Annotated in this window: 23 protein-coding genes and 1 pseudogene; 19 read left to right on the plus strand and 5 right to left on the minus strand. The window is 72.2% G+C overall.

Going from position 1 to position 25874, the window contains the following annotated elements; all coding sequences use genetic code 11:
* The first annotated feature begins 56 nt into the window (after nucleotides 1-56).
* Together DFJ66_RS08870 and DFJ66_RS08875 are read left to right on the plus strand one after the other, a co-directional pair.
* Nucleotides 57-587, plus strand: a complete 531-nt coding sequence (locus DFJ66_RS08870; RefSeq protein WP_121219714.1) for a carboxymuconolactone decarboxylase family protein — start codon at nucleotides 57-59, stop codon at nucleotides 585-587.
* Nucleotides 584-775, plus strand: coding sequence for a hypothetical protein (locus DFJ66_RS08875; protein WP_121219716.1), 192 nt, complete (start codon nucleotides 584-586; stop codon nucleotides 773-775). The genes DFJ66_RS08870 and DFJ66_RS08875 overlap by 4 nt, the downstream gene beginning before the upstream one ends.
* Here DFJ66_RS08875 and DFJ66_RS08880 read toward each other — a convergent pair.
* Nucleotides 769-2484, minus strand: a complete 1716-nt coding sequence (locus tag DFJ66_RS08880) for a glycoside hydrolase family 13 protein (protein ID WP_246029646.1) — start codon at nucleotides 2482-2484, stop codon at nucleotides 769-771. The genes DFJ66_RS08875 and DFJ66_RS08880 overlap by 7 nt on opposite strands.
* A gap of 120 nt (nucleotides 2485-2604) precedes the next feature.
* Here DFJ66_RS08880 and DFJ66_RS08885 point away from each other — a divergent pair, with 120 nt between their 5' ends.
* On the plus strand, nucleotides 2605-3444 hold the full coding sequence (locus DFJ66_RS08885; RefSeq protein WP_121219720.1) for an SAM-dependent methyltransferase: 840 nt from the start codon (nucleotides 2605-2607) through the stop codon (nucleotides 3442-3444).
* Nucleotides 3445-3487: 43 nt separating this feature from the next.
* Here DFJ66_RS08885 and DFJ66_RS08890 read toward each other — a convergent pair.
* Nucleotides 3488-4522: pseudogene (locus DFJ66_RS08890) on the minus strand (YbfB/YjiJ family MFS transporter); the annotation flags it as partial.
* 77 nt (nucleotides 4523-4599) lie between these two features.
* Between DFJ66_RS08890 and DFJ66_RS08895 the strand changes: the two are divergent.
* The 5 genes from DFJ66_RS08895 to DFJ66_RS42555 all read left to right on the plus strand — a co-directional run bounded on the left by DFJ66_RS08895 (nucleotide 4600) and on the right by DFJ66_RS42555 (nucleotide 9721).
* A complete protein-coding gene (locus tag DFJ66_RS08895) occupies nucleotides 4600-5178 on the plus strand; it encodes a TetR/AcrR family transcriptional regulator (protein WP_121219722.1) in 579 nt (192 codons plus the stop codon).
* Between the two features lie 48 nt (nucleotides 5179-5226).
* Complete coding sequence (locus tag DFJ66_RS08900; RefSeq protein ID WP_121230887.1) at nucleotides 5227-5649, plus strand: hypothetical protein; 423 nt, start codon at nucleotides 5227-5229, stop codon at nucleotides 5647-5649.
* Nucleotides 5650-5788: 139 nt separating this feature from the next.
* Nucleotides 5789-7195, plus strand: coding sequence for a KOW domain-containing RNA-binding protein (locus DFJ66_RS08905; protein WP_121219724.1), 1407 nt, complete (start codon nucleotides 5789-5791; stop codon nucleotides 7193-7195).
* Nucleotides 7195-8331 (plus strand): ARPP-2 domain-containing protein, encoded by a 1137-nt coding sequence (locus DFJ66_RS08910; RefSeq protein ID WP_121219726.1) that lies wholly within the window; start codon nucleotides 7195-7197, stop codon nucleotides 8329-8331. The genes DFJ66_RS08905 and DFJ66_RS08910 overlap by 1 nt, the downstream gene beginning before the upstream one ends.
* A 361-nt stretch (nucleotides 8332-8692) precedes the next feature.
* Nucleotides 8693-9721, plus strand: coding sequence for a hypothetical protein (locus DFJ66_RS42555; RefSeq protein ID WP_170199223.1), 1029 nt, complete (start codon nucleotides 8693-8695; stop codon nucleotides 9719-9721).
* A gap of 352 nt (nucleotides 9722-10073) precedes the next feature.
* On the opposite strand, the gene DFJ66_RS08920 is transcribed toward DFJ66_RS42555, so the two are convergent.
* Entirely contained in the window at nucleotides 10074-11411 is a 1338-nt protein-coding gene (locus tag DFJ66_RS08920) for an extracellular catalytic domain type 1 short-chain-length polyhydroxyalkanoate depolymerase (RefSeq protein ID WP_121219728.1), read from the minus strand.
* A 142-nt stretch (nucleotides 11412-11553) separates the two neighbouring features.
* On the opposite strand from DFJ66_RS08920, the gene DFJ66_RS08925 reads away from it, so the two are divergent.
* The 9 genes from DFJ66_RS08925 to DFJ66_RS08965 all read left to right on the plus strand — a co-directional run bounded on the left by DFJ66_RS08925 (nucleotide 11554) and on the right by DFJ66_RS08965 (nucleotide 19991).
* A complete protein-coding gene (locus DFJ66_RS08925) occupies nucleotides 11554-12807 on the plus strand; it encodes an SGNH/GDSL hydrolase family protein (protein WP_246029647.1) in 1254 nt (417 codons plus the stop codon).
* A gap of 114 nt (nucleotides 12808-12921) precedes the next feature.
* Complete coding sequence (locus DFJ66_RS08930; RefSeq protein ID WP_121219732.1) at nucleotides 12922-13314, plus strand: STAS domain-containing protein; 393 nt, start codon at nucleotides 12922-12924, stop codon at nucleotides 13312-13314.
* A 34-nt stretch (nucleotides 13315-13348) separates the two neighbouring features.
* The gene (locus DFJ66_RS08935; RefSeq protein ID WP_121219734.1) at nucleotides 13349-13903 is read left to right on the plus strand and encodes a helix-turn-helix domain-containing protein; all 555 of its coding nucleotides are present in this window, start codon (nucleotides 13349-13351) and stop codon (nucleotides 13901-13903) included.
* A gap of 62 nt (nucleotides 13904-13965) precedes the next feature.
* Nucleotides 13966-15123, plus strand: a complete 1158-nt coding sequence (locus DFJ66_RS08940; protein WP_121219736.1) for an NAD(P)/FAD-dependent oxidoreductase — start codon at nucleotides 13966-13968, stop codon at nucleotides 15121-15123.
* 34 nt (nucleotides 15124-15157) lie between these two features.
* A complete protein-coding gene (locus DFJ66_RS08945) occupies nucleotides 15158-15415 on the plus strand; it encodes a (2Fe-2S)-binding protein (protein WP_121219739.1) in 258 nt (85 codons plus the stop codon).
* Nucleotides 15412-16695 (plus strand): FAD-dependent oxidoreductase, encoded by a 1284-nt coding sequence (locus DFJ66_RS08950; protein ID WP_121219741.1) that lies wholly within the window; start codon nucleotides 15412-15414, stop codon nucleotides 16693-16695. The genes DFJ66_RS08945 and DFJ66_RS08950 overlap by 4 nt, the downstream gene beginning before the upstream one ends.
* A 1-nt stretch (nucleotide 16696) precedes the next feature.
* Nucleotides 16697-17599 carry a dihydrodipicolinate synthase family protein gene (locus DFJ66_RS08955; RefSeq protein ID WP_121219743.1) on the plus strand — a complete coding sequence of 301 codons (903 nt, stop codon included), beginning with the start codon at nucleotides 16697-16699 and terminating at the stop codon, nucleotides 17597-17599.
* Nucleotides 17596-18597: a proline racemase family protein gene (locus tag DFJ66_RS08960; protein WP_121219746.1), complete on the plus strand. Its 1002-nt coding sequence runs from the start codon at nucleotides 17596-17598 to the stop codon at nucleotides 18595-18597. Before DFJ66_RS08955 ends, DFJ66_RS08960 begins: the two co-directional genes overlap by 4 nt.
* Nucleotides 18594-19991, plus strand: coding sequence for an aminopeptidase P family protein (locus tag DFJ66_RS08965; RefSeq protein ID WP_121219748.1), 1398 nt, complete (start codon nucleotides 18594-18596; stop codon nucleotides 19989-19991). Before DFJ66_RS08960 ends, DFJ66_RS08965 begins: the two co-directional genes overlap by 4 nt.
* Nucleotides 19992-20458: 467 nt before the next feature.
* Here DFJ66_RS08965 and DFJ66_RS08970 read toward each other — a convergent pair whose 3' ends face one another.
* Entirely contained in the window at nucleotides 20459-21415 is a 957-nt protein-coding gene (locus tag DFJ66_RS08970) for a LysR family transcriptional regulator (RefSeq protein ID WP_121230889.1), read from the minus strand.
* A gap of 96 nt (nucleotides 21416-21511) precedes the next feature.
* Here DFJ66_RS08970 and DFJ66_RS08975 point away from each other — a divergent pair, with 96 nt between their 5' ends.
* Nucleotides 21512-23686: a M9 family metallopeptidase gene (locus DFJ66_RS08975; protein ID WP_246029648.1), complete on the plus strand. Its 2175-nt coding sequence runs from the start codon at nucleotides 21512-21514 to the stop codon at nucleotides 23684-23686.
* Nucleotides 23687-23735: 49 nt separating this feature from the next.
* Nucleotides 23736-24620: a Gfo/Idh/MocA family protein gene (locus DFJ66_RS08980; RefSeq protein ID WP_121219752.1), complete on the plus strand. Its 885-nt coding sequence runs from the start codon at nucleotides 23736-23738 to the stop codon at nucleotides 24618-24620.
* On the opposite strand, the gene DFJ66_RS08985 is transcribed toward DFJ66_RS08980, so the two are convergent.
* Nucleotides 24617-25834 carry a serine/threonine-protein kinase gene (locus DFJ66_RS08985; protein ID WP_121219754.1) on the minus strand — a complete coding sequence of 406 codons (1218 nt, stop codon included), beginning with the start codon at nucleotides 25832-25834 and terminating at the stop codon, nucleotides 24617-24619. The genes DFJ66_RS08980 and DFJ66_RS08985 overlap by 4 nt on opposite strands.
* Nucleotides 25835-25874 lie beyond the last annotated feature (40 nt).

The raw sequence follows: 25874 nt of genomic DNA on the forward strand, positions 1-25874 counted from the left end.
ATCGGTACCGTCTCGTCCAGAACGGTACCGATCGGTACCGTCTTGAGGGAGGGAACATGCCCCGCCTACCGCAGCTGACCCCCGACACGGCGAACGACGAGCAGCGCGCTCTGCTGGTCGAAACCGAGCGCCAACTGGGTCGCGTGCCCAACCTGTACGCGGCACTGGCCAACGGACCGGCCGCGCTCGACGGCTACCTCGCCCTGCGCAACGCGCTCACCAGAGGCGTTTTGACCGCACGGCAACGAGAACAGCTCGCCCTGGTCGTCGCCAGTGACAACAGCTGCACCTACTGCGTGTCCGCGCACACGTTCCGCGGCAAGCGGATGGGCTTCACCGACGAGCAACTGGCCGCCACCCGGCGGGGCGAGGACGCCGACCCGCACACCGCCGCGATCCTGCGCGTGGCCCGCGCGGTGCAGGCCGACCACGGGGACGTGAAGGACGCCGTGCTGGCCGACGCCCGCGCCGCCGGCGTGACCGACGCCGAACTGGCCGAGATCGTCGCGCACGTCGCCCTGAACACGCTGTCCAACTACTTCAACCACTTGGCCCAGCCCGAGCTGGACTTCCCGGAGGCATCGTGAGCCCGACCGCGCGGATCGCGACCGTCGAGCTGGTCGACGGCTACACCCTCACCGTCGACGGCCGCGAGTCCGCGCGCGTCGAGCAGGCGGAGATCACCATCGAAGGCGGGTTCGTGCACGTCCGGGTGCCCGGCGCGGACGTCGTGCAGGTGGTGTCCGCGCCGGGCGTCCGGAAACTGACCTACTGATCGTGCACCAGGACGTGCGCTTCCCACGGGCCGAGCGTGATCTTCCCGTCCTCCCAACGGAGTTCGCCCGTGTTGGACAGCACGACCTCCGCCTCCGGCCAGTCCAGTTCGGCGGACTGCTCGCTGCCGCACAGGTTCGCGACCACCAGCAGGCGGGTGCCGTCGAGTTCCCGCTGGTAGGCGTAGATGTGCGGGTGGTCGGCGAGCAGCATGTGGAAGTCGCCCAGCGCCACCACGGGGAGGGTGTGGCGCAGCTCGACGAGCCGCCGGTAGTGGTTGAAGACGGACTTAGGGTCGTCGTACTGGGCCTGGGCGTTGAGCCAGGTGTGGTTGGGGTTCACCGCGATCCACGGGGTGCCCGTGGTGAACCCCGCCTGCGGGGACGCGTCCCACTGGACCGGGGTGCGGGCGTTGTCGCGGCCCATGCGGTGGATGCCGTCGAGCACGACCTCGGGCGGCGTGCCGGCGGCCACCGCGTGGCGGTAGTGGTTGAGCGACTCGACGTCGCGCAGGTCGGCCAGGTCGGTGAACCCGGCGTTGGTCATGCCGAGCTCTTCGCCTTGGTACACATAGGGTGTGCCGCGGTGCAGGTGCAGCACGGTGGCCAGGGCGGTCGCCGACTCACGCCAGTAGGTCCGGTCGTCGCCGAACCTCGACACCACCCGGGCCTGGTCGTGGTTGTTCCAGTACAACGAGTTCCAGCCGACGTCCCGCAACGCGGTCTGCCAGCGACCCAGCGACGCCTTGAGGTCGCGCAGGTCCAGCGGTTTCGGGTCGAACTTGCCGCCGGGGCCGTGGTCGAGGGACACGTGCTCGAACTGGAACACCATGTCCACCTCGTGCCGCGCGGGGTCGGTGAACAACCGGGCCTGCTCCCACGTCACGCCCGGCATCTCCCCCACCGTGAGGTACTCGCCGTCGCGGCCCGCGAACACCTCGCGGTGCATCTCCTGCAGGAAGTCGTGCACGCGCGGCCGGGTCCCGTAGTGCGGGTAGCCGTTGCCCAGGCCGCTGGTGCCGGTGAGCGCGCCGTCCGGGAGGTCCGGGTCCTTGGCGATCACGTTGATCACGTCCATGCGGAAGCCGTCGACCCCGCGGTCCAGCCACCAGCGCATCATGTCGTACACCGCGTGCCGGACCTCGGGGTTCTCCCAGTTCAGGTCCGGTTGCTTGCGGTCGAACAGGTGCAGGTAGTACTCGCCGGTGGTCTCGTCCAGGGTCCAGGTCGGGCCGGAGAAGAAGGACTCCCAGTTCGTCGGCTCGGCACCCGGCTCACCGGGCCGGAACCCGTCGCGCGGCGGGCGCCACCAGTACCAGTCGCGCTTCGGGTTGTCCTTGGAGGAGCGGGACTCCACGAACCACGGGTGCTCGTCGGAGGTGTGGTTCACGACCAGGTCCATGATCAGCTTCATGCCCCGGGCGTGGAGCTCGGACAACAGCCGGTCGAAGTCGTCCAACGTCCCGAACACGGGGTCGATCGCCTGGTAGTCGGAGATGTCGTAGCCGTTGTCGGCCTGCGGGGAGGCGTACACGGGGGACAGCCACACCACGTCCACGCCGAGCCGGGCCAGGTGGTCGAGCCGGGCGGTGATCCCGTTGAGGTCGCCGACGCCGTCGCCGTTCGAGTCGGCGAAGCTGCGCGGGTATATCTGATATACGACAGCGGAAGTCCACCAGGGCGTCTGGTCAGGCGTCTGGTCAGCAGTCACGCCGTCCAGCATGGCCGTCGACGAGGGCAGGCGCAGCAGGACCGCCGGGGTGGTCGCCAGGGTGGTCGTTGCGGTGGTCGCTAGGGTGGTCGCCGCCGTGATCGACCCGAGGGGGACGACGTGACCGACACCAGCGCTTGGCTTCCCGACCAGACCACCACCGGCGCCTGGGTTCCCGACGAAACCGACACGACCAGGCCCTCCGCCGCCCGCGTCTACGACTTCCTGCTCGGCGGCGGCCACAACTTCGCCGCCGACCGCGCCGCCGCCGCGCGCATCGAGCAGGTGCTGCCCAACGCGCGCCGGGTGGCCAGGTCCAACCGTGCCTTCCTGCGGCGGGCCGTGCGGTACATGGCGTCCCAAGGCATCACCCGGTTCCTGGACCTGGGCTCGGGCATCCCCACCGTCGGCAACGTGCACGAGATCGCCCGCGACGCCAACCCCGACAGCCGGGTCGTCTACGTGGACTTCGAGTCGGTCGCGGTCGCGCACAGCCGACTCCTGCTCGACGGCGACGAGCGGACCGCCGTGGTGGAGGCGGACCTGACCGACCCGGACACCGTGCTGGCGGACGAGGACGTCCGGGCCCTGCTGGACACCGACGAGCCGGTCGGGCTGCTGCTGGTGGCGGTGTTCCACTTCGTCCCCGACCACAAGGACCCGGCGGGCCTGGTCCACAAGTACCTGTCGGCGTTGCCCGCGGGCAGCCTGGCGGCCATCTCGCACCTGACGGCCGACCACGACCCCGAGGGCATGGCGGAGGTGGCCGAGACCATGGCCACCAGCCCGAACCCCATGTTCTTCCGGCCGTTGGGCCAGATCACGCCTCTGTTCGCGGGTCTGGACCTGGTCGAGCCGGGCCTGGTGGACGCCGACCTGTGGCGCCCGGAACCGGGCTCGACCGACCCGGAGGACCCGGCGCGCGGCGTGTACGCGGGCGTGGGCCGCGTCCGGCGCTAGCCGAGCCCTTCACGCACAACGCGACCAGCGCGCCGGCCCAGCACAGCACGGCCGTCCACAGCACGGTCGCATCCGTCGACGTCCGGTCCGCCACCACCCCCGCCAGCCACGGCCCGACCGTCTGCCCGGCCGCGAACAGCGTCGTGAACGCGGCGAGGGTCGCGGTCGGGTCGGCCACCCTCGCCTTGATCAACGCCGTCACCGCCGCCGGCACGCACATGAACGTCAACCCGTACAGCACCGCCGAAGGCACCACCGCCCCCACCAACGCCACCACGGCACTCCCGCCGAGCAACGCGAGGATCGCCGCCAACGCCCGCCCGCCCCGCCAGGTCCGCAAGGGCCGGTCCCACAACACCGGCGAGAACACCACCGCCAACCCGAGCGCGGTCCAGGTCGAGGCAACGCCCCAAGCCAGGGTGTCGCGCTCGGCGAGGTAGGCGGACAAGAACGTGATGTAGGTGATGTACCCGACGGCGAACAACGCGTACGCCACGGCGACCGGTGCCAACGGCCTGATCACGGCCCGACCGAGAGTCCCGCCAACCACGTCGTCGGTGCGGGCGGCGGTCCACGAGACGGCGGTCGCGAGCGCAGCGGCGAGCCCCATGCCGAGCCACACCGCACGCCAGTGCCCGCCCAGCAACGGGATCGTCGCGCCGCTGACCGCGATCCCCAGCCCGGCACCGGCGAAGTACACAGTGAGCACGTTCCGCCGCGCCGCGATCACCCCGCCGGTCACGAACACCACCGCGCCGGACACCCCGGACGCGGCCCGCACCACCAGCAGCACGGTGAAGTCGGCGCTGACGGCGGTGCCCGCGAGGGTCGCCGCCGTGACGGCCATGCCCCAGCGGAAGGCGGCGGTCGTGCCCAGGCGGCGGACCAGGGGCGCGGTCGCCAGCGCGCCGACGAGGTAGCCCAGCCCGTTGGCGGTGCTCATCGCGCCGGCTTCGGCGAGCGTCCAGCCGAGGTCGTCGCGCATGCCGGGCAGCAGCAGTCCGTAGGCGAAGCGCGCGAGCCCGAGCGCGGAGGCGGTGCCCAGCGCCAGTCGCGCGGCCGTGCCGAACCGGCGCATGCCACCTCCCGCGAGATCGTACCGATCGGTTCGATCACGCTAGCAGACGGATCGAACCGAGCGGTACGATCTGCGTCGTGCCCGTGGCCAAAGGCTCGACCGTCGACCCGGCCCGCACGCGTGCCGCGATCCTCGACGCCGCTGTCGCGGTGTTCTACGAACGCGGTCTCGACGGCGTCGGCGTCGCCGAGCTGTGCGGCCTGATCGGGGTGTCGAAGGAGACCCTGTACCGGCACTTCGGCACCAAGGACGGCCTGGTCGACGCCGTGCTGGAGCGGCGCAGCGAGCGCGTGACCCGGTGGCTGTCCGACGCCGCCGAGTCCGCCGGCCCCGACCCGGCCGCCCGCCTGGCCGCGGTGTTCGACGCGCTGCGGCAGTGGTACTCCGAACCGACCTTCCGCGGGTGCGCCCTGGTCAACGCGGCGGCCCAGCACCACGCCCCGCGCGTCCGCGCCATCACGTCCCGGCACCTGGACAAGCACCTGGCGCTGCTCACCGACATCGCCCGCCGCGCCCGGTGCCCGGACCCCGACGCCGTGGGCCGGCAACTGCTCATGCTGCTGGAAGGCGCGACGATCGTCGCCGACCAGCACGGTGCCGACGCCGTGGGCGACCACGCCCGCACCGCGGCCCTGGCCCTGCTCACCCGATCCTGACCTGTTCGGCCGGCATGGTCGGCCCGTGCGCCGGATACTCCGGTGGTCATGAGCGACCGAGTCGAGCACCGACGCCCGGCAGGGGTGGACGACGCCACGGTGGAAGCCGTCGGCGCGCTCACCGAGGCCCTGGAGACCACCGAACGCGCCCGCGGCCACCTCTTCGACTTCCACCAGCTGACCGGCAGCGCCGACGCCAAGGTGATCAAGGCGGCCCGGCTGCTGCGCGAAGCCGGCCACACGGCGCTGGCCGAGGGCCTCGAACAGCACCTGGTGGGCCGCAACGTCCTGCCCGGCCGGTGGACGTTCCAGCTGGTCGAGGACTACGAGGAGACGTACTACTCGGTGTTCCGCGAGTGGGAGCGGAAGGTGCGCGACGACCTGATGGGCGGCGCGGCGCACGTGTACGAGGCCGAGATGAAGGAGCGCAACGTGACCCCGGGCGAGCCGGGTCACGAACTCGATCCCTGATCGCGACCGGCGCTGTTACCGTGTGCGGGCCGACCGCGGGACTCCAGTGCGACTTCCGGAACCCGCCTTTGAAGCGATGCTTCGCTGATCGCGCTCCCATTCCCCGGTCGGCCCCGCACACCCCTGCACCGGAGACGCGATGGACCGCCTGGCCGCCGAAGACATGGTCATGTTCGTGAACGCGGCCACCACGTCCACCGGGCAACGCGAGTTCCACAGCCAGGCCGCCGAGCAGCGGGCGTCGCTGGAGTTCCTGCACGAGTACGTCGCCGGGAACTACCGCGACCTCTACGCCGCCGTCCTGGCCCTGGACATCAACGACCTCAACGCGGCCCTGATCACCCGCCGCCTGCTGGCCACGTCCGCCGAGGCCACGCCGGAGCAGCGCGCCGTCGAGGGCCGCTTGATCGCCCGCCGCCTGGCCGTCATGCCGCCGCAGCGCGTCTACGACCTGTTCCACGACCTGCGCCGGGCGGGGGTGAACAACCGGCGGACCCGGGCGATCATCCGGGACTGGCTGGCCGCGCGCCCCGACCAGGCCTTCGACGCCGTCAAGTACCGCCAGGGCCTCAAGCGGGCGCTCCGGCACGCCCACGTCACCCCGTCCCGCGTCGCCCCGGCCCTGCACGACGAGCTGGGCACCTTCCTCTTCGGTGGTGTCGCTCCCCGCTTCCGGACCCCGCTGCTGGAGAGCTGGCGGCGCGCGCACTACGAGCAGGCCGCGATCTACGACCTGCCCTACACCGTCGCCGAGGGTTTCGCCGCCAAACACGGGGTCGACCGGTCGGTGTTCCTGGCGAAGATCAAGCCCAACCTGACCCGGCTGGAGTCGCTGCGCCTGCGCGAGTCGGCGAACACCGACGTGGACCTGGCCGCCATGCCCCTGACCCGCTTGGCGACCTACGTCCTGTCCCTGCCGTTCGCCGACCGCGTCGCCCGGCGTACCGAGCTGACCGCCGCACTGCGCGCCGCCGCTGTGCGCACCGCGGGCCGCAACGCCGGTCAGTGGGGCCGGGTGGCGGCCGTCCTGGACGACAGCTTCTCCTCCTACGGTTCCGGGGTGAAGCGCCGACGCCCGCTGGCCGTGGCGGTGGCCGGTCACTACCTGCTGGAGGCCTTGGCCGCGGAGTACGTTCCACTGTGGACGTCGGGCGCGACCGACCCGCTGATGGCGCACCCGCGCGGCACGACCCCGTTGGGGCACCGCGTCCTGGACGCCCTGTCCCACGACCCGGACCGGTTGCTGATCATCTCCGACGGCTGGGACAACTCCCCGCCCGGCCTGGCCGGCGAGGTGCTGCGGGTGTGGCGCACGAGGCTGGACCCGGACCGGCGGGTGAGCGCCACCCACCTCAACCCCGTCTACGACGCCGGGGACTACGACGTGAAGCGCCTGACGCCCGAGGTGCCGACCGTGGGCGTCCGCAACGCCGAGGACTTGCCCGCGCTGGTCGAGTTCGCGCGTTTCACCGAGGGCCGCACCGGTTTCGCGGACCTGAGCGCCCACTTCACCGACCGGGTGACCCGTTTCCTGGAGACCTCCTGATGGCCACCCTCGACCTCACGGGCCTGACCGCACTGCCCGCCCAGGTGTGGGGTGCCGTCCGCCTGGTGCCCTTGGTCCGCGACCGTCCCGTCCCAGGCCTGCGCCTGCACGCCCGCTTGTACGGCGACGAGGTAGGGGTCGTCGACCTCCCCGACAACACCGCGTACACCGCTTACATCCCACACGGTTTCGTGGCGACATGGTCAGACTCCCCCGCCGCCACCTACGGCACCCACCTGGCTCCGCCCACGCCCACTTCCACGGTCCGCCTGCGCTTCCACCGCCGAATGGCCCGCCGCGAGGAACGCAACCGCCTGCGCTTCCTGCCGTTGCACCTGGCCGTCGAGGGTTACCTGGCACTGCACTTCAACGGTCCGACCGTGCTGTGGGACGAGTGGTCGCAGCGCGCGATCCGCCGGGGCTTGTCGCCGCGGGCCGAGCAGGCGTACACCGGTGCGCAGATCGAGGGTTTGGCCGATGCCCTGAAGATCTTCGAGATCCACCCGGACCAGTGCGGCGTGGCGCTGTACGTGGCCGACGCCCTGGCCGCCGCTTTCGTGGTCCCGCACCCCGACGACTACCGTGCGCTGCACGGGACGCTGCTGCTGGACATGTACGGCGAGCTGATCCACCACTACGCCTTGCTCTCCACTCCCGTCCCAGCCTTCCACGCGTTCGTGGACGACACCCACGTGCGTTCCCTCGCGGATCTGAGGCTTGCGGCGACCCGCCAGTCGACCGAGTGGGCAACCTTCCACACCACCACCATGGCCGCCGGCCTGCTGGACGCGACGTACGACATCCGCCGCGTGTACCGAGCCGGCCGCTTCACCCTGTCCCGTTTCCTCCCGGGGTTCCGCCCGAAGGAGGAGAACCACATCGGCGAACTGATCACCGACCAGCGCGGCCGGACGGCGTACCTGAAAACCTTCCGCCTGTCCGAGTCCCAAATCCGCCGCGGCCACCTGCTCAACACCCTGGCCACCCACGACTGGCACCTGGCGACGGCGGCGGAATCCCTCGGCACAACCCCAGAAGCCTTCGGCCAACGCCTAACCAAGGCCGGCTTCGGCCACCTCCTAAACCCCCACACCCTCGCCACCCACCGCACCCGCTCCCACCTCACCACGCCCTAACCCCCACTCCCCCAACCATCCACCACGCCGCCCCGCCCTGCCGGCTGCGCCGCCCCGCGCCGCAGCCGGGAGCACGCAGCGGTGGGCGGCAGGCTGCGGCGGGCAGCGGGCAGGGCGGCAGGCAGGGCGAGCAGCGGGCGCGGCGCGCAGGGGGCGGCAGCGGGCAGGGGCGGCAGCGGGCAGGGGCGGCGGTGGGCGGCCGGCACCGACGGCGGGCTGCGCGCAGCGGACACCGGCGGCGGGGTCGGCGGCGCGGGGCGACGGAGGCCAGCAGCCGCGCGCAGCGGCAGGTCGCGGCCAGCGGCGCGCAGCGACACGCCGCAGGCGGCGGCGCGCGGCCGGCGGCGTCAGGCTGCGGTAGATGGCGGGCAGCGGCGACGGGCGCGGCAGCCGGGGGCAACGACGGAAGCCGGCGGGCGGGCAGCGGCGACGGGCAGCGGCGGCAGGCGGCGGCACGCAGCCGCGGCGGCAGGCGGCAGCGGGCGGCGGCACGCAGCCGCGGCGGCAGGCGGCAGCGGGCGGCGGCACGCAGCCGCGGCGGCAGGCGGCAGCGGGCGGCGGCACGCAGCCGCGGCGGCAGGCGGCAGCGGGCGGCGGCACGCAGCCGCGGCGGCAGGCGGCAGCGGGCGGCGGCACGCAGCCGCGGCGGCAGGCGGCAGCGGGCGGCGGCACGCAGCCGCGGCGGCAGGCGGCAGCGGGCGGCGGCACGCAGCCGCGGCGGCAGGCGGCAGCGGGCGGCGGCACGCAGCCGCGGCGGCAGGCGGCAGCGGGCGGCGGCACGCAGCCGCGGCGGCAGGCGGCAGCGGGCGGCGGCACGCAGCCGCGGCGGCAGGCGGCAGCGGGCGGCGGCACGCAGCCGCGGCGGCAGGCGGCAGCGGGCGGCGGCACGCAGCCGCGGCGGCAGGCGGCAGCGGGCGGCGGCACGCAGCCGCGGCGGCAGGCGGCAGCGGGCGGCGGCACGCAGCCGCGGCGGCAGGCGGCAGCGGGCGGCGGCACGCAGCCGCGGCGGCAGGCGGCAGCGGGCGGCGGCACGCAGCCGCGGCGGCAGGCGGCAGCGGGCGGCGGCACGCAGCGGCAGCGGGCGGCGGCGGCACGCAGCGGCAGCGGGCGGCGGCGGCACGCAGCGGCAGCGGGCGGCGGCGGCACGCAGCGGCAGCGGGCGGCGGCGGCACGCAGCGGCAGCGGGCGGCGGCGGCACGCAGCGGCGGGCGCGGCGGGCAGCAGCGGTGGCGGTGGGCGGGTGGCGGGTGGCGGGTCATTCGGGCTGGCACTCACCGCCCGCCCGCACCACCCGGCCGCGCCCGCAACGCGCACCGGCGGCCCTCGCCCGGCCCGCTCGCCAGTTACCCACACACGGGCCGGCCAGCGGCACCCCCCACCCTCCCCGTGACCCACTACCCCGTCCACGCACGGCCCCGACCCGGCTCCCCGCGTTCCTCTCTCTACGGGACGCACGAGCGGCCAAAAAGTCGCGGATCCTGCATGTCACTCGATCGGGTACACCCCACACACCCGGAACCGCCCCCCGGGAACCGACCGAGGAGCCGGGCCCGCACCGACCCGGCTCGGCGGACCCACAACCCGCAAAAGAGTCCGCCCACGACCCCACGACCCGCCCGCGAGAGTGGGACCGTGCTCGGCCGCCGCCGCGGACCGCGGCTCCCAGACCGCGGTCGCGGCTCGTCCCGTCATGCCGAAGTGCAGCTCGTCATCCTGAAGTGCAGTTCGTCATGCCGAACTCGTCATGCCACGGTGCAGTTCGCACCGTTGAGGGTGAACGCCGCCGGCTTGCCCGCGTCACCGGTGTGCGTCGCCTGGAACCCGATCTCCACGGACGACCCCACCGGGATCGCGGCGTTGTACGACACGTTCTTCGCCGTCACCGCCCCACTGCTCGGCGCATACGTCGCATTCCAACCGCCGGTGATCGCCTGCCCCGCCGGCAACGTGAAGCCCAGCGACCACCCGTTAACGGCACTGGTCCCGGTGTTGGCGATGGTGATCGTGGCGGTGAGCCCGGTGTTCCAAGCGTTCACCACGTACGTCACCCGGCAAGCACCACCCGGCTGAGGCGACGTCGTAGTCGTGGAAGTAGTCGTAGAAGTAGTCGTAGAAGTAGTCGTGGAAGTAGTCGTAGTGGTGGAAGTGGTAGTCGTAGTAGTCGTGGTCGTCGTACTGGTGGGGCCACTGCGGTCCAGCCCGAAGAACTGGATCGCACGCAAAGCCATCCCGGACGACATGACGTTGTGGGTGACCCCCTGCAACGAGATCGCCTCGACCCCGCTCCCGTACCGCGTCCTGGTCCACCCGGACTGCGGGTAGTCGGTGGACGTCGGCGTCGTCGACACGCCGTGGACGTTGGTCCACTGGTCGATCTCCTCGCCGAAGTTCGGGTACCGCAGGGTCTCGTCGTTCGTGCCGTGCCACAGCTGCACGCGCGGTCGTGGGCCGGTGTAGCCGGGGTACGCCGAACGGGCGATGTCGCCCCACTGCTGGGGGGTCTTCAACACCTGGCCGTTGGCGCACGCGCTGTTCCAACCCGACCCGTCCGTGGTGGCGAAGCACCCGTCCGGGACGCCGGCGAAGACGGCGCCGGCCTGGAAGACGTCCGGGTAGTTGGCGAGCATGACGTTGGTGGTCATGGCACCGGACGAGATGCCGGTGACGAACACCCGCCCGGCGTCGCCGTTGTAGCGCTGCAGCACGTACCGGACCATCGACATCAACCCGACCGGGTCGCTGCCGCCGTCGCGCCGCAGCGCCTGCGGCGAGGAGACGTCGAAGCACGCGCCGCTGCGCGTGGCCGACGGGTAGATCACGATGAACCCGTACTGGTCGGCCAGCCGCGCGAACTCGGTGCCGGAGTACATCGCCGGGCCGGACCCCGTGCAGTAGTGCACGGCCAGCAGCACCGGCGGCTTGGCCTGGACGCGGTCGGGCACGTACAGGTGCATGCGCAGGTTCGACGGGTTCGTGCCGAAGCCGGTGACCTCGGTCAGCGTCGCCGCAGACGCGCTCGGGGCGAGCAGCACGGCCGTCACGGCGACCAGCGCCGCGAGCAATGCGCCTAATGTCTTCATACCACGAACTATTCGCACTTGATCTTGTATTTCACAAGATGTTTCGATGCGGTTTCGGGTCTCAAATGGACCTTTCCGACTTGCCGATGATCGAAACTTTCTGATCACATGGAGAAACTGTCGAACCCCGAGAGGCGCACCCGTGAGCCGAACGACGTCCGTCCTCGCCATCGCCCTCGTCCTGGCCGCGGCGGCGGTCACGACCTCCCCGGCCACGGCCGACAAACCCCGCGAGTGGACGCACACCTGGGTGTCCATGCCGCAGCAAGCCGAACCGCACAACATGCCGCCCGCGCCGTTCACCCAGGACGGTGTCACGTTCAAAGACGCCACCCTGCGGCAAACCGTGCACGTCTCGGTCGGCGGCGAGCAGATCCGACTCCGGTTCTCCAACGCGTTCGGCGGCGCGCCCCTGCCGATCACCGCCGTCTCGATCGCCCTGCCCGCCGAGGGGAAGGCCGGGGTCGGCGCGGTCCAGCCCGGCAGCGCCCGCCCGGTCACCTTCAACGGCCGGGCCTCCACCGTCGTCCCGATGGGCGCGCTGGTCGTCTCCGACCCGATCGACTTCCGCCTGGCCCCGCAGTCCAACCTGACCGTCACCACCTACCTGGCCGCCGGGCAGGCGTCGAACGCGATCACCTCCCACCCCGGCTCCCGCACCTCGTCGCACCTGCTGGCGGGCAACCACGTCACCGACGACGACCTGCCCGGCGCCACCCGCACCGACCACTGGTACCTCCTCAGCGGCGTCGAGGTCCTGTCCCGGGCCACCGCGGTCGCGATCGTCGGCGACTCCCTGACCGACGGCCGGGGCTCCACCACCAACGGCAACGACCGCTGGCCGGACCGCCTGCTCGCCCGGCTCCAGCAGCACCCGACCACGGCCCGCACCGCGGTGCTCAACCAGGCCGCCGGCGGCAACCGCGTGCTCGCCGACGGCCTCGGCCCGAACGTGCTGGCCCGCTACGACCGGGACGTCCTCGCCACCACGGGCGTGACCTCCGTGCTGGTGTTCGAAGGGGTGAACGACCTGGGCACCGCGCCCGCCACCGAGGCCGCGCAGAAGCAGGTCGCCGACGACCTGATCGCCGCCTACCAGCAGCTCGTCGCCCGCTCGGTGGGCCTGCGCGTCTACGGGGCGACCATCACCCCGTTCGGCGGCAACACCGGCTACGACGACCCGGACGGCCACCGCGAGCGCGCCCGGCAGCGGGTCAACGAGTGGATCCGGACCAGCGGCGCGTTCGCCGAGGTCGTCGACTTCGACCGGGTCGCCCGCGACCCGCGGGACCCGCGCCGGCTCAACCCCGCCTACGACACCGGCGACCACCTGCACTTCAACCCCGCCGGCTACCAGGCGCTGGCCGACGCGGTGCCCGCCCGCTGGTTCCGGTGACCGGTTCGCGCCGGTCGGAGTGACAAGCGGCACGGTGGCTCGTACGCTCGGGTGTGCGGGTTCAACAGGCAGCCTGCTCGACAGCGGCGTCACGGTCGCGATGGAGGACGCCTGATGCTCGACTCAGCTCCGGAACTGATCCGAGTGCGCCGCGACGTCCGCGGTGCCGCCGTCGTGCTGCACGTGTCCGGGGAACTGGACCAGCAGACCTCCGCGGTGCTCGAAGGGCACCTGAGACAAGCCGAAGACCTGGTCGAACCGCCCGGGCCGGTCGTGGTCGACCTGGGCGGGGTGACCTTCTTCGGCTCGTCGGGGCTGTCGCTGATGCTCACCCACCACCTCCGCTGCGCCGGGCGCGGCACCTGCCTGCGCCTGGTCGCCGGGCACCGGGCGGTGCTGCGGCCGATCGAGGTGACCGACCTGGGCAGCGTGCTGACCGTGCTGCCTTCGGTGGAGCGGGCGCTGGAGATCCCGCGGCAACGGGTCGACGAGGCACCGGGCCCGTAGGGCGGGACCGGTCCGTAGGGCAGGATCTCCCGGCATGAGTGCCGCTCGTGCCGGTGAAGTGCTCGGGGTCAACATCAAGGCGCTGCGCGAGGCGCGCGGCTGGTCGCTGTCCGAGCTGGCCCGCCAGTCGTCCATCGCGAAGGGGACGCTGTCGCAGCTCGAAGCGGGCACCGGCAACCCCACCATCGAGACAGTGTTCAGTTTGTCGAACGCTCTGCAGGTGCCGGTGTCGGAGCTGCTGACCGAGCGGTCGGTGCCCGAGGTGGTGCTGGTGCGGTCGGCGGACCTGGAGGTGCTCAGCAGCAACGCCGTGGACCTGCGCCTGCTGCGCCGCCTCGACCTCACCGACAAGGTGCTGGAGATCTACGACCAGCGCGTGCGACCCGGCGGGGTGCAGCGCACGGACGGCCACCCCGGGCTGGAACACGTCGTGGTCACGGCCGGTGTGCTGCGGGTCGGGCCGGTCGGCGGGACGTTCGAGCTGGGTCCGGGCGACTACGTCTGCTACCCCGGCGACGTCCCGCACGTCTACGAGACCGTGGGCGGCCCGGTGACCTCCGTGCTGATGCTGGAGTACCCCAAGGCTTGACGCTCCGCCGGCCGCGAACCTACGCTCAGCAGCGTTCAGTTTAGTGAACGGTGGTGAGCGGTGTGGCACACCCGGACGTCGTGGTCGTCGGCGCGGGGATCGTGGGAGCGGCGTGCGCGGAAGCGCTGACCGCCGCCGGACTGCGCGTGCTCGTGCTCGACCGCGGCCCGCTCGCCGCCGGCACCACCGCCGCGGGCGAGGGCAACGTCCTGGTGTCGGACAAGGGACCCGGCCCCGAACTGGCCCTCGCACGGGCCTCCCGCGAGCGCTGGCCCCGCCTGCTCGCCGAGTTGAGCGCGGAGACGGGGTCGGGCGCGGACGTGGAGTGGGAGGAGAAGGGCGGCCTGGTCGTCGCCACCTCCCCCGAGGCGGTCGAGCCGCTGCACCGGTTCGCGGCGGCCCAGCGCGAGGCCGGCGTGGACGCCTGCGTGCTCGCCCCCGCCGAAGCCCGCGCCCTCGAACCGCACCTGACGCCCGAGGTCGCGACGGCCGTGCACTACGCCGAGGACGCCCAGCTCAACCCCGTGCTGGCGGCGACGACCCTGCTGACCGCCGTCCGCCGGCGCGGCGGGGAGACCAGACCGTTCACCGAAGTGTCCGGTGTGGACGGTGAGCGTCGGGTCACGGGCGTGCGCACTCCGCAAGGCACGATCCCCTGCCACGCCGTGGTGAACGCGTGCGGTCCGTGGGCGGGGTCGCTGGTGGACCGGGCGGGGCTGGCGATCCTGCCCCGGCGCGGGATCGTGCTGGTCACCGCTCCCCTGCCGACCGTGGTGCGGCACAAGGTGTACGACGCGGACTACGTCGGCGCGGTGGCCTCCGGTGACGCCGCCCTCCAGACTTCGGGCGTGGTCGAGTCGACGCGGGCCGGGACAGTGCTGATCGGGTCGAGTCGGCAGCGCGTCGGGTTCACCGAGCGGTTCGAGGTGCCGGTGCTGAAGGCGTTGGCGCGCAAGGCGGTCACGTTGTTCCCGGTGCTGGCCGGGGTGCCGGTGATGCGCGCCTACGGCGGGTTCCGACCGTACGCGCCCGACCACCTGCCGGTCATCGGCGAGGACCCGCGCCTGCCGGGCCTGTGGCACGCGACCGGGCACGAGGGCGCGGGCATCGGCCTGGCCGCCGCGACCGGGTTGCTGGTCGCCGAACTGCTCACCGGGCGCACGCCGCACGTGGACCCGGAGCCGTTCCGGGTGGACCGACCGGAGGTGATGGCCGCGTGAGGACCGTGGTCGACGGGCCGGAGGTGTCGGCCGCATGAAGGTCACCGTCGACGGGACCGCCGTGCCCGCCCGACCGGGGCAGACGGTCGCCGCCGCGCTGCTCGCGGCCGGTCGCCCGACGTGGCGCGACACGAGGGGCGGCGGCCGTCCGCGCGGGTTGTTCTGCGGGATCGGCGTGTGCTTCGACTGCCTGGTGGTGGTCAACGGGGTGCCGGACGTGCGCGCGTGCCAGCGGGTTCTGGCCGACGGCGACGACATCCGCACCCAGCGCGGTGCGGAGCTGCCGCGATGAGGGTCGTGGTGGTGGGCGCGGGTCCGGCGGGCCTGGCGGCGGCTCGGGCGGCGGTGCACCAGGGTGCTTCGGTCGTCTTGGTGGACGCCGAACCTTCGGTGGGCGGCCAGTACCACCGGGGCGAGAACATCGTTGTGCCACAAGGAGTCGAGCACCTCCCGAACACCGCGGTCTGGGCCTTGGAGGGCACGCGGCTGCACCTGCGCACCGGTCCCGCCGACGCCCCGGACCGCGTGGCGCGGGTCCTGGACGCCGACGCCCTGGTCCTGGCGACCGGCGCGCACGACCGGGCACTGCCGTTCCCCGGCTGGGACCTCCCCGGCGTGGTCACCGCCGGCGCGGCGCAAGCGATGGCCAAAGCTCATGGTGTGACCATCGGAAAGCGGGTCGTGGTCGCGGGCACCGGACCGTTCCTGCTGCCCGTCGCAGACGTCCTGCGCAGACTGCACGTGCGGGTTGCAGAGGTGCTGGAAGCGGGCAGTCCGCTGGCGTGGGCGCGGGAGCCGGCGGGCGTGTTCGCCGGGCGCGCCAAGGTGGCGGAGATCGTCCGCTACCGGGCCGTCCTCCCCCGCTACCGGACGCGGTCCGCGGTCGTGGCGGCGCACGGCACGGACCGCGTGACCGCCGTGACCGTGGCGAAGCTGGACCGGGACTGGAACGTCCGGCCGGGCACCGAACGCCGGATCGAGGTGGACGCCGTGTGCGTGGGCTTCGGCTTCACCCCGCGCCTGGAGCTGGCGGTCGCGGCCGGGTGCTCGGTGCAGGACGGTTTCGTGCGCGTGGACGAGCGCCAGGCAACGTCCGTGCCGAACGTCTACGCGGCCGGCGAGATCACCGGGATCGGTGGCGCGGACCTGGCACGGGCGGAAGGCGAGATCGCCGGCACCTGCGCCGCCGGGGGCACACCGTCGAGCCGGCTCCTCGGTGCCGCGCGCAGAGGACGAACCTTCGCCGCCGCCCTGGACCGCGTATATCATATACGACCCGGCTGGCGAACCTGGCCGGACGACCGGACGTTGGTGTGCCGGTGCGAAGAGGTGGACCTGGGTGCGCTGCGCACCTCGGTCGAGGAGCACGCCGCGTTGGGCCTGCGGTCGTTGAAGCTGACGTGCCGGGTCGGCCTCGGTCTGTGCCAGGGCCGGGTGTGCCTGCGCAACGCCGCCGAACTGGCGGGCTTCCCGTACGACGCCGAGCGGTTCTCGCGCCGGCCGATCGCCGCGCCACTACGACTGGGTGAACTCGCCGACACCCCGCTCGAGCCCGAAGACCCCGAGGAGTGACATGACCGAACGGCTGGACGGCGTGGTCGTCGCCACGGCCCTGCCCTACGCGCCCGACCCGAGCGCGCCCGCCGGCCTGCGGCCCGACCTCGACCGGTACGCCGAGCACTGCCGGTGGCTGGTGGACAACGGCTGCCGGGGCGTCGGCCCGAACGGCTCGCTGGGCGAGTACTCCGCGCTCACCGACGCCGAGCGCCGGGCCGTGGCCAAGACCGCGATCGACGCCGTGGGCGGTCGGGGCCTGGTCGTGGTCGGCGTGCACGGTCCGGGCGCGCACCAGGCCCGGCACTGGGCGGAACTGGCCGCCGAGGACGGCGCGGACGGTGTGCTGTGCCTGCCGCCGACGATGTACCGGGCGAGCCCCGCCCAGGTCGTGGACCACTTCGCCGAGGTGGCGGCGGTCGGGCTGCCGGTCATGGTCTACAACAACCCCATCGACACCAAGGTCGACCTGACCCCGTCGCTGCTGGCGGAGCTGGCGCAGATCGACAACGTGGTGGCGGTGAAGGAGTTCTCCGGCGACGTCCGGCGCGTGCTGGAGATCCGGGAGACCGCGCCGAACCTGGCCGTGATCGCCGGGGCGGACGACGTGCTGCTGGAGAGCGTCCTCATGGGCGCGGAGGGGTGGTTCGCGGGGTTCCCGAACGTCTTCCCGGCCGAGTCGGTTCGGCTGTTCTCGTTGGCACGCCAGGGAAAGCTCGACGAGGCGCGAGAGCTGTACGAGGCGCTGGTCGCGGTGTTCCGGTGGGACTCGCGGACGGAGTTCGTGCAGGCGATCAAACACTGCATGGACGCGGTCGGCCGGTACGGCGGTCCGTGCCGCCCGCCGCGCGGTCCGCTGACGCCCGAGCACCGGGCGCGGTTGGACGAGGACCTGCGTCGAGCGCTGGAGGTGCTGCGGTGAGGGCCTCGCGGTACTTCAGCGCGGTCGACTCGCACACCGAGGGCATGCCGACCCGGGTGATCACCGGCGGCGTCGGCGTGATCCCCGGCGCGACCATGGCCGAGCGGCGGCTGCACTTCATGGCGCACCTGGACCACATCCGCGAGTTCCTGATGAACGAGCCGCGCGGGCACTCGGCGATGTCCGGGGCGATCCTCCAGCCGCCGACCCGGCCCGACGCCGACTGGGGCGTGCTCTACATCGAGGTGTCCGGGTGCCTGCCGATGTGCGGGCACGGAACGATCGGCGTCGCGACCGTGCTGGTCGAGACCGGCATGGTGGAGGTCGTGGAGCCGGTGACGACCGTGCGGCTGGACACGCCGGCGGGTCTGGTGCTGGCCGAGGTGGCGGTGCGGGACGGTCGGGCGCTGCACGTGACGATCCGGAACGTGCCCGCGTACGCGCACGAGCTGGACGCGGTGGTGACCGTGCCGTCGCTGGGTGAAGTCCGGTACGACATGGCGTACGGCGGCAACTTCTACGCCATCCTGCCGTTGGAGCAGCTGGGCATCCCGTTCGACCGTAGTTACAAGGAAGAAATCCTGGCCGCCGGACTGTCCATCATGGACGCCATCAACGCGCAACGGAAACCCGTGCACGTGACCGAACCGGACATCGCTGGGTGCAAGCACGTCCAGTTCACCGCGCCGGGTCAGGAGGGCGCGCACTCGCGCAACGCGATGGCGATCCACCCGGGTTGGTTCGACCGTTCCCCGTGCGGCACCGGCACTTGCGCGCGCATGGCGCAGTTGCACGCGCGTGGTGAGCTGGGGCTGGCGGAGGACTTCGTCAACGAGTCGTTCATCGGCACCCGCTTCACCGGCCGCCTGACCGGCGAGACCACCCTCGGGTCCACCACGGCGGTGCTGCCGACGGTGTCCGGACGGGCGTGGATCACCGGCATGGCACAGTACCTCCTCGATCCGACCGATCCGTTCCCGAAGGGGTTCACGCTGTGACCAGACCCGCCCGCCGCGACCCGAGCAGGCTGACCGAGGCCACCGGTTTCCGCGACTTCGTCCGCGACGGCTGGGGCACCGGCGACCGCACGGTCCGCCTCGCCCCCGGCGCCGCCGAGGCCGCCGCCCGCCACCGCGAGCAACTGCGGTCCGTGCTGCCCGGGACGCGGATCGTGGTGGCGTCGGGGTGGGCGTCGGTGCGGTCCAACGACACCGACTACGGGTTCCGGCCCGACAGCGACTTCTCGTGGCTGACCGGGTGCAACGCGGAGGGTGCGGTGCTGGTGCTGCACCCCGATGGTGACGCCGAGCTGTACCTGCGCGAGCCGGCGGGTCCGGACGACGCCGACTTCTTCGCCAACGCGCGCGACGGCGAGCTGTGGATCGGGGCGGTGCCCGGGTTGGCCGAGTGGTCGGCGGCGCTGGGCGTGCGGTGCAGGCCGATCCAGGACTTGCCGTCCGCGCTGCGCGGCCGGCTGCCCGCGGTGTTGGCGACCGGTGGCGTGGACCCGCTGCTGGACGCTTTGGCCGGACACAGCGCCGAGCTGCGGCGGGTGCTGGCGGAGCTGCGGCGGATCAAGGACGAGTGGGAGATCGGCCAGCTGCAGGAGGCGGTCGACGCGACCGTCCAGGGCTTCGCGGACGTGGCCGCGGAGTTGAAGGTGGCCGTGGCCGGCGGCGGTGAGCGCTGGCTCCAGGGCACCTTCGACCGCCGAGCCCGCACCGCCGGCAACGGTCCGGGTTACGCGTCCATCGTGGCTGCCGGTCCGCACGCGCCGGTCCTGCACTGGGTCCGCAACGACGGTCCGGTGCCGGAGGACGGCGTGCTGCTGCTGGACGCCGGGGTCGAGCTGAACACCTTGTACACCGCGGACGTCACGCGGACGCTGCCCGTGTCCGGCGTGTTCTCCGATGCCCAGCGGCAGGTGCACGACCTGGTGGAACGCGCCACCGAGGCGGCCCTGGCGGAGGTCCGTCCGGGCGTGCCCTACCGCGAGTTCCACCGCGCCGCGATGCGCGTGCTGGCGACCGGCCTCCACGACTGGGGCCTGCTGCCGGTGTCGGTCGACGAGTCCCTGGACGACGACGGCCAGCACCACCGGCGGTACATCGTGTGCGGGATCGGGCACCTGCTGGGCTTGGACGTGCACGACTGCGCGAACGCCTCGCCCGAGGCCTACCACGAGGGCCTGCTGGAGGAGGGCATGGCACTGACGGTGGAGCCGGGCCTGTACTTCCACCCGCACGACCAGACCGTGCCGCCGGAACTGCGCGGTATCGGCGTCCGCATCGAGGAGGACTTGGTGGTCACGGCGACCGGCAACCGGATCCTGACCGCCGCCCTACCCCGCGACGCGGCAGGCCTGGAGTCCTGGGTCTCTTCCCGCCGCTGAGGGCGGTTCTGACCTGGGCATACGGTATGATCGCGCTCGGGCCGGCCCCGCTGTCCGCCGACCCGAGCCGCGATCACCCGATCGTGTGAATGACGAATTTCGCGACCAAACCCCGACTCGCACGTCCCGTAGAACAAGGAACGCGGACGGCCAGGGGCAGCACGGCGGCGGCACGGCCGAGCTGCCGGCCGTGGGTGCCGCTGGTCGGGGCCGCCGGCTGGGGGGCTGCCGGTGGCGGTGGGAGCGAGGGGTGCTTGCCGTCCGACAGCGCGACCACACGGCCCCCCGGTCGGTCCACCCGGCACCGGACGCGGCGACGCAGGGGCGCGGCGGGCTCGGCGGGGCGCAGCGGGTGGCGCGGCGGACTCGGCGAGGGTGTGCGGGCTCGGCGAGGGCGTGCGGGGCGCGGCTGGGGCGTGCGGGTGAGGGGGGAGTGCGGTGGGGGTGGGTTGAGGGAGGTGGGGGTGTTAAGGGGTCCAGGGGTGGGCTTCTGGGTGGGATTGCCACCAGTGGGCGTAAGTGGGGGATTCTTGGGCGTGGGTGGTGTAGGCCTGGGCCAGGTTGTGGCACAGCGTGCGGATCGTGTCTTCTGGGAAGGATTGGCGGTGCCAGGCCAAGAGCAAGCGGCCGGTGCTGGGGTCGTTTTTCAGGGGGCGGATTGCGCAGGTTGCGGGGTTGCTGCCTGGGTCTACCAAGCGGATCGCGTGGCCTGCCGCTATGAGGTCTGTGCCGCCGCCGCTGGGTACGTGGAAACGGATTTTTGGGGTGAACCCGGCTTTTCTGCACATTGCGCGTAGTGCCGCGAGAGAGCCATCGTCGGCGCCTGGGGGACAGATCCAGCGTTCGTCTGCCAAATCCTCCAGAGCTATTTCTGGGCGAGCCGCTAGGGGGTGAGCGTGGGACAAGGCGACGAATATGGGGAACTTCGGGATTATGGTTCGGCGGTGGATGTCCGCGGATAAGGGCAGCTCCTGGTTGTCCAGTTGACCGATTATCGCCAAGTCAGCCTGAGCGCGTTCCAGCAGGTTGCACAGCACCAGCGTTGACGACTCGACCTGCACGGTCAGGTCGCCGGACGGGAAGTGCTCCTCCAGCACATCGACGATCCTCGACAAACACGCCAAGTGCGCACTTGCCACCCTGGGCGGACGTGCGCCGACGCTGCGGGCCGCCAGGTCGGCGGCGAAGGTGTCGAGGTCGGCCAGCAGCAGTCTGGCCTGTCGCAACGCGTTGTCGCCCAGGTCGGTGGGTCTGGCGCCGGCCCGGTCGCGGACGAACAACCGGCCGCCCACCGCCTCCTCGACCCTCGCCAGCAGCATGGTCAGCGCGGGCTGGGTCACGCCCAGTCGCACGGCCGCTCGGGACAGGCTGCCGGCGTCCGCAATGGCGCAGATCGCCCGGAGATGCCGCAGTTCCAGTTCCATCAGCAAATGTTATCGGCATCGCACGTTGCCGGACCAGATCTGCATTGGCGACGCTTTCCGCGCCATACCGCCACCCTGCTGCGGAGGAGACCAACCGTGCGTCGACTACTTGCCCTGCTAACACTACTTAGCGTCACACTGGCTACCGCGATAATACCTGCACATGCGGAACCGAACGGACGGTCCGCCATTCAGCGGATTTCTGTGCCACCGGCCGGTGGAACGGATGGAGTTGTGGTCGGGCACGACGGCGTCACCGACGAGCGGCGACCGGTTCAGGCCTTCGATGTCGCTGAAAGGCGCATGCAGGAACAAGGCGCGTGTGCGGTGGCGGATTTTGCGTCGGCTACTGGAGCGCAGCTGGTGAAAGTGGTGCGAGGGGCGGACACGTCGTGTGTCAACACGTTGTTCGGACTCACCGGAAGTGACGCCCGGAACGTGTTCCGGGAGGCGCAAATGGTGTCCGTGGCGGACGCGCTGCGCGCCGACGCCGCCACCTACGCGGGCGACAACCGGACCTCCACCGCGCAACTCGTCCTGTTCCTGCGCGCCGGCTACTACGTGCAGTGGTACCACCCTGACGACGTCGGCCAGTACGGACCCGCGCTGACCCAAGCGATCCGACCCGCCCTCGACACCTTCTTCGCCAACCCGCGCACCACCGACGTCACCCAGGCCAACGGGGAGGTCCTCGCCGAAGCGGTGACCCTGGTCGACAGCGCGCAGGAGAACGCCCGCCACCTCCCCCTCGTGCGCCGCCTCCTGGACCGCTACGACAGCACCTACAACGGCTCCCCCTCGATGCTCGCCGCGGTCAACAACGCCTACACGATCCTCTTCCGCGGCCACCAACTCCCCGAGTTCGTCACGGCCGTCACCGCCGACCGACGCGTTTTCGACTCCCTGCAAGGGTTCGCGGTCCGCAACACCGCGCTGCTCGGCACCGACAAGTCCTACCTCGTGTCCAACGCGGGCGCGGAGCTGGCGCGGTTCCTGCGCCACGACACCCTGCGCGCCGACGTCCGCCCGAGGGCACGCGACCTGCTGACCCGATCGACCATCACCGGCCCGACGGGCGCGCTCTGGGTCGCAGTCGCCGCGATGGCCGACGCCTACGACAAGGCCGAGTGCGCGTACTACGACGTGTGCGACCTGCCGACCAAGTTGAGCAACGCGATCCTGCCGATCAACCACACGTGCGGCCCGACCCTGCGCATCCGCGCCCAGGCCATGAGCACCACCGAACTCGACACCACCTGCACCAGCCTGCGCAACCAGGACGCCTTCTTCCACAACACGGTCAAGGACGACGGCCCGGTGGCCGGCGACCTCAACACGCTGCTGGAGGTCGTCGTCTTCGACTCCGCGCGCGACTACCGCACTTACGCCGGACCGATGTTCGGCATCGACACCAACAACGGCGGCATGTACCTGGAGGGCGACCCGGCGACCCCCGGCAACCTCCCCCGGTTCATCGCGCACGAAGCCGACTGGTTGCGCCCGGCCTTCGAGATCTGGAACCTCAACCACGAGTACACCCACTACCTCGACGGCCGTTTCGACATGCACGGCGACTTCACCGAAAACATGCAGACGCCGACCGTGTGGTGGGTCGAGGGCTTCGCGGAGTACGTGTCGTACCACTACCGGGGCGTGGTGTACCAGAACGCCCTTACGGAGGCCGGTCGCCGCACTTACGCGCTCAGCACGCTGTTCGACACGACCTACGACCACGACGTGACCCGTGTGTACCCGTGGGGCTACCTGGCGGTCCGCTACCTCCTGCAACACCACCGGTCCGATGTGGACACAATCCTGCGCTACTACCGCGCAGGACAGTGGCAAGCGGCACGGACGTACATCAAAACCATCGGCACCCGCTACGACACCCATTGGTACAGCTGGCTTTCCGCCTGCGCGTCGGGCAAGTGCGACACCATCGCGGAGTGCACCGCCGCCGACACGCGGGCGTTGGGCGAGGACTGCGCACGCAGCAACCGGTCCGCCGCACTCAACGACTACGACTACCTCTACCTGTGGGTGCCGGCAGGCGTGAGCACCCTCAAGCTGACCGCGACCGGCGGCACCGGTGACTGCGACCTGTACTTCAACCGCACCACCTGGGCCACCACCACCGCGTACACCCACCGTTCCACGAACACCACCAACAGCGAGTCCATCACGGTCACCGCTCCCGCCTCCGGCTACGGTTTCGTGAGTCTGCACGGCAAGCAGGGCTGCACCGGGGTGACCGTGACCGCGGAGTACTGAGCTAGAGTGGCGCGGTCACGATTGGTCCAGACCTATACCGGAGGTGGGGATGCTCCCCGTCGGCGTGATCGGCCTCGGCGACATCGCCCGCAAGGCCTACCTCCCGGTCGTGACCGCGCTGCCCGGCTTGGACCTGCACCTGATGACCCGCGACCGGGCCAAGCTGGACCGGATCGGCGACGCCCACCGCGTCACCCACCGCCACACCACCCTCGACGGCCTGCTCGCCGCCGGGGTCCAGGCCGCGTTCGTGCACGCCCCGACCGAGCACCACGCCGAGATCGTCACCCGCCTGCTCGAAGCGGACGTGGACGTGTTCGTCGACAAGCCGCTGTCCTACTCACTGGCCGAGAGCCGGGCACTGGTCGAGCTCGCCCGCACCCGCGGCCGGTCGCTCGCGGTCGGCTTCAACCGCCGCTTCGCCCCCGCCTACGTCGACGCGCTCACCCTGCCCCGCGACCTGGTCGTGCTCCAGAAGGACCGGCACGCCGGCACCGGCGACGTGCGGACGGCCGTGCTGGACGACTTCATCCACCTGGTCGACACCCTGCGCCTGTTCGTTCCGGACGCCGACGACGTGGACGTTCGCGGCTCGGTGGTGGACGGGCAGCTCCGGCACGTCGTCCTGCGCCTGGCGACCCCCGGGCACACCGGCCTGGCGATCATGAACCGGGCCGGTGGCTCCGGCGGCGAACTGCTCACGGTCTCCGGGGGCAACCGCCGGCGGGACGTCCACAACCTGGTCGACGTGGTCGACCACGACGGCTCGCCCACCACCCGGCGCGGCGACGACTGGACGCCGGTGGCCAAGCGCCGGGGCATGGACGACATGTGCCGCCACTTCCTCGACGCCGTCCGCTCCGGCACCCGCCTCGACGCGGGCGACGCCCTGGTCACGCACGAACTGTGCGAACGGATCGTGACGAGCCTCTAACCCTTGCCCTTGCCGGGCTTGCCGCCCTTCTTCTCCTTGCCGGCGGGCGGGGCCGGTTCCGGATGCGTCTCCGCGACCGGCCGCACCCGGGTCGTCTCCGGGACGAGCGCGCTGGTGGGCGTCACCGGAGCGACGTCGACCGGCACCGGGACCACGGTGGAGGTGTCCGGGGACGACGTGGCCGGCGGCGTGGTGCCGGCCGTCGACCAGGCCAGCCCGCCGAGCCCCAGCACCGCCACCAGCGACCCGGAGATCAGCCACCGGCGCGCGGACTGGGGCGCGTCCGGCACCGCCTCGACGCTCGCCAGCGTGTCCGGATCGCTGTAGGCCCGGGTGTCCGGACCGCTGTCGACCTTGGTGTCCAGGTCACCGCCGGCCGGGTCGCCGTGCGCCGGGCGCGGCAACGGCACCGGCGGGTCATCGCCCCGCAACACCCGCGCGCACTCCTCGGCAGTCGGCCGCCGCCTCGGGGTCATGGCCGTCATCAGCGAGAACAGCCGGACGAGTTCCGACGGCAGGTGGCTGGGCACGTGCGGCGGCCGGTGCAGGCGTGCCACCGCCGCCTCCACCCCGCCGCCGTCGTACTCGGTCCGCCCGGACAGGCACTCCAGCAGCACCAGCCCCAGGGCGTAGACGTCGACGGCCGGCCCGATCGTCCCGCCCCGCACCTGCTCGGGCGCCAGGTAGGGGGCCGTGCCGACCACCTGCTGCGACAGCGTCACCCGGGCCGCGCCGCTGCTCAGCGCCAGCCCGAAGTCCGCCAGCAGCGGCTCCCGGTCGGCGTCGAGGAGGATGTTCGACGGCTTGAGGTCGCGGTGCACGACCCCGTGCGCGTGCACGTGGGCCAGCGCGTCGGCGATCGCCGCCCCCAACCGGCGAACCTCGCTCAAGGCCAGCGGACCCCGGTTGATCTCGGCCCGCAGCGTCCGCCCCTCGACCAGCCGCATGACGACGAACCGCGTCCCGCTGCTGGTGCCGGCGTCGTAGACGGCGACGAGGCCGGGGTGGGAGAGGGCGGCGAGCGTCCGGATCTCGTTCTCGATCCGCCGCTCGGTCACCGCATCCTCGACGCCGGGGAAGAGCTTGATCGCGACCGGCCGCCTCAGCAGCACGTCCCACCCCCGGTGGACCTGTGCCATGCCCCCGGCCCCGACGAGCCCGTCGAGCCGGTAGCGGTCGGCCAGCAGACGGCCACGGAAGGCTTGCGCGGTCACGCACCCCGGATGCCCTGCGGTTCCGACACCCAAACGCCGG

The sequence above is a fragment of the Saccharothrix variisporea genome, from assembly GCF_003634995.1.
Lineage (GTDB): Bacteria > Actinomycetota > Actinomycetes > Mycobacteriales > Pseudonocardiaceae > Actinosynnema > Actinosynnema variisporeum.

What these genes read in the sequence shown, in the direction of transcription:
- DFJ66_RS08930 (WP_121219732.1), top strand. Translation starts at nt 12,922, where the DNA reads ATGCTCGACTCAGCTCCGGAACTGATCCGAGTGCGCCGCGACGTCCGC.
- DFJ66_RS08870 (WP_121219714.1), top strand. Translation starts at nt 57, where the DNA reads ATGCCCCGCCTACCGCAGCTGACCCCCGACACGGCGAACGACGAGCAG.
- DFJ66_RS08950 (WP_121219741.1), top strand. Translation starts at nt 15,412, where the DNA reads ATGAGGGTCGTGGTGGTGGGCGCGGGTCCGGCGGGCCTGGCGGCGGCT.
- DFJ66_RS42555 (WP_170199223.1), top strand. Translation starts at nt 8,693, where the DNA reads ATGGCGGGCAGCGGCGACGGGCGCGGCAGCCGGGGGCAACGACGGAAG.
- DFJ66_RS08945 (WP_121219739.1), top strand. Translation starts at nt 15,158, where the DNA reads ATGAAGGTCACCGTCGACGGGACCGCCGTGCCCGCCCGACCGGGGCAG.
- DFJ66_RS08955 (WP_121219743.1), top strand. Translation starts at nt 16,697, where the DNA reads ATGACCGAACGGCTGGACGGCGTGGTCGTCGCCACGGCCCTGCCCTAC.
- DFJ66_RS08970 (WP_121230889.1), bottom strand. Translation starts at nt 21,415, where the DNA reads ATGGAACTGGAACTGCGGCATCTCCGGGCGATCTGCGCCATTGCGGAC.
- DFJ66_RS08900 (WP_121230887.1), top strand. Translation starts at nt 5,227, where the DNA reads ATGAGCGACCGAGTCGAGCACCGACGCCCGGCAGGGGTGGACGACGCC.
- DFJ66_RS08920 (WP_121219728.1), bottom strand. Translation starts at nt 11,411, where the DNA reads ATGAAGACATTAGGCGCATTGCTCGCGGCGCTGGTCGCCGTGACGGCC.
- DFJ66_RS08905 (WP_121219724.1), top strand. Translation starts at nt 5,789, where the DNA reads ATGGACCGCCTGGCCGCCGAAGACATGGTCATGTTCGTGAACGCGGCC.
- DFJ66_RS08980 (WP_121219752.1), top strand. Translation starts at nt 23,736, where the DNA reads ATGCTCCCCGTCGGCGTGATCGGCCTCGGCGACATCGCCCGCAAGGCC.
- DFJ66_RS08935 (WP_121219734.1), top strand. Translation starts at nt 13,349, where the DNA reads ATGAGTGCCGCTCGTGCCGGTGAAGTGCTCGGGGTCAACATCAAGGCG.
- DFJ66_RS08910 (WP_121219726.1), top strand. Translation starts at nt 7,195, where the DNA reads ATGGCCACCCTCGACCTCACGGGCCTGACCGCACTGCCCGCCCAGGTG.